Genomic DNA, 1,719 nt, shown 5'->3' with positions numbered 1-1,719 from the left:
TCCAAGACGTATTTTCTGTAATTGAACCAGCTAATGCCGTACTCGAAAGACACGCGATAATTACATATGCGGCAAATGTTTTCATGGCACCTTCTTGGTGGCTAACGCCTGAAATAAGCCGTGCCGCGAAGCGGCATCGGCTTGATTGAATTGTTAGACGGCAAACTCGAGCCAATACTTGTGCAGGCCAACAATATTAGACGAGCACAGCATGGGCATTGCCGCTTTGATCTTCTCCAGTGACCAATTCCACCACTCCATCTCCAGAAGCAATGAAATTTCCTCATCGGTGAAGCGTTTCTTAATCTTCTTAGCGGGATTGCCGCCAACGATAGCGTAAGGCTCCACATCTTTTGTCACCAACGAGCGGCTGCCTATCACCGCACCGTGCCCGATCTTGATTCCGGGCATGACCATTGCCTCAGAGCCGATCCAAACGTCATTGCCAATGACAGTATTACCTGCTTTTTGGAAGGCATCGAGTGCGCTTGAGAATGCAGGTTCTTCCTGCATATAAAAGAACGGGAAAGATGATGCCCAGTCGTACCGATGCCCCTGATTGCCAGCCATGATAAAGGAAGCCCCACTCCCGATAGAGCAGAAACTACCGATGATCAACTTATCAACGTCATCACGGTCCGGAAACAGATACCGTGCGCAGTCATCGAATGAGTGCCCATGATAGTAGCCAGAGTAATAGCTGTACCGCCCAACTTTGATATTGGGGTTCTTCACTTGCTCAGAAAGCAGCTTGCCTTTGAAGGGGCTATCAAAGTAGTTGGTCATAAGAGATCCCGCGGTCTGTGACTTTGCCGTCTAACGTTTGACATGAGGGGCGGCCAAGGGCGCCAGCCCTTGGACGTCCCCCTCGATGGAAGGGTTAGGCATCACTGCGTGTTCGCTCGAATGCCTGGCGTGTTTGAACCATGTACACGGCTGGACCATCTGGGGTGGTTACGGTACCTTGCCTCTCAAACCCCGCTTTCTCGTAGCATCGGATCGCTCGCAAGTTGCTCGGCGACGGGTCCGTTTGGATCTTGGTGACCTCGGGATCATTGAACAGCAACTCAACCAGAGCTCGAACCAGCTTGGTTCCCAAGCCTTTGCCCAGTTGTGATGCATTCGCCAGTGACTGGTCTATTCCGCGTACTCCTGGATCGGTTTCTTCTTCCCACCATCCGTCCCCGCTTCCAAGAGCAACGTACGACTGGGCATACCCAATCGGCTCTCCATTCAGCATTGCAATGTATGGAGTGACGGACTCTTGCGCTAAAACGCTTGGCAAGTACTGTTCCTGTACGTCAGCAAGTGTCGGGCGTGCTTCTTCTCCGCCCCACCACTCGACGATATGAGATCGATTTAGCCACTCATAGAGCATCGCAAGGTCATGCTCAGTCATGAGGCGCAGTGTGACGGAATCGTTGCTGTTGGTCACGATGCTGTACGAGCAAGACGTTTCCCGTTGAATATGGCTCATAACACCCCTTGTATTACTGTTTATGTAAGCAGACAGTTTTATTGTTCATGATGATATATTTTTATGCACGCTTAAAAATAATAAAAGCAGACTTGACCTGATAGTTTGGCTGTGAGCAATTATGTGCTTAGTGCATCTAACTTTGTTTTAGGGCGACTGCCCTGCTGCGTAACATCGTTGCTGCTCCATAACATCAAACATCGACCCACGGCGTAACGCGCTTGCTGCTTGGATGCCCGAGG

At 50.6% G+C, this 1,719-nt stretch carries 2 protein-coding genes; both read right to left on the bottom strand.

The window, feature by feature from the left end; translation table 11 throughout:
- Positions 1–153: 153 nt before the first annotated feature.
- Positions 154–786, bottom strand: a complete 633-nt coding sequence (locus tag ACOTX3_RS25980; protein WP_000186237.1) for a type B-3 chloramphenicol O-acetyltransferase CatB3 — start codon at positions 784–786, stop codon at positions 154–156.
- Positions 787–880: 94 nt separating this feature from the next.
- Positions 881–1,435, bottom strand: a complete 555-nt coding sequence (locus tag ACOTX3_RS25975) for an aminoglycoside N-acetyltransferase AAC(6')-Ib4 (RefSeq protein ID WP_003159191.1) — start codon at positions 1,433–1,435, stop codon at positions 881–883.
- Positions 1,436–1,719 lie beyond the last annotated feature (284 nt).

It is taken from the genome of Enterobacter cloacae complex sp. IR5384 (assembly GCF_049237265.1).
In the GTDB taxonomy this organism is placed as follows: Bacteria; Pseudomonadota; Gammaproteobacteria; order Enterobacterales; family Enterobacteriaceae; genus Enterobacter; species Enterobacter cloacae.
The sequence above is the reverse complement of the archived record's forward strand: the minus strand, read 5'-3'. Positions and strand labels throughout refer to the sequence as shown.

Excerpts from the sequence above, each read along its gene's own strand:
- ACOTX3_RS25980 (WP_000186237.1), bottom strand. The coding sequence starts at position 786 with ATGACCAACTACTTTGATAGCCCCTTCAAAGGCAAGCTGCTTTCTGAG.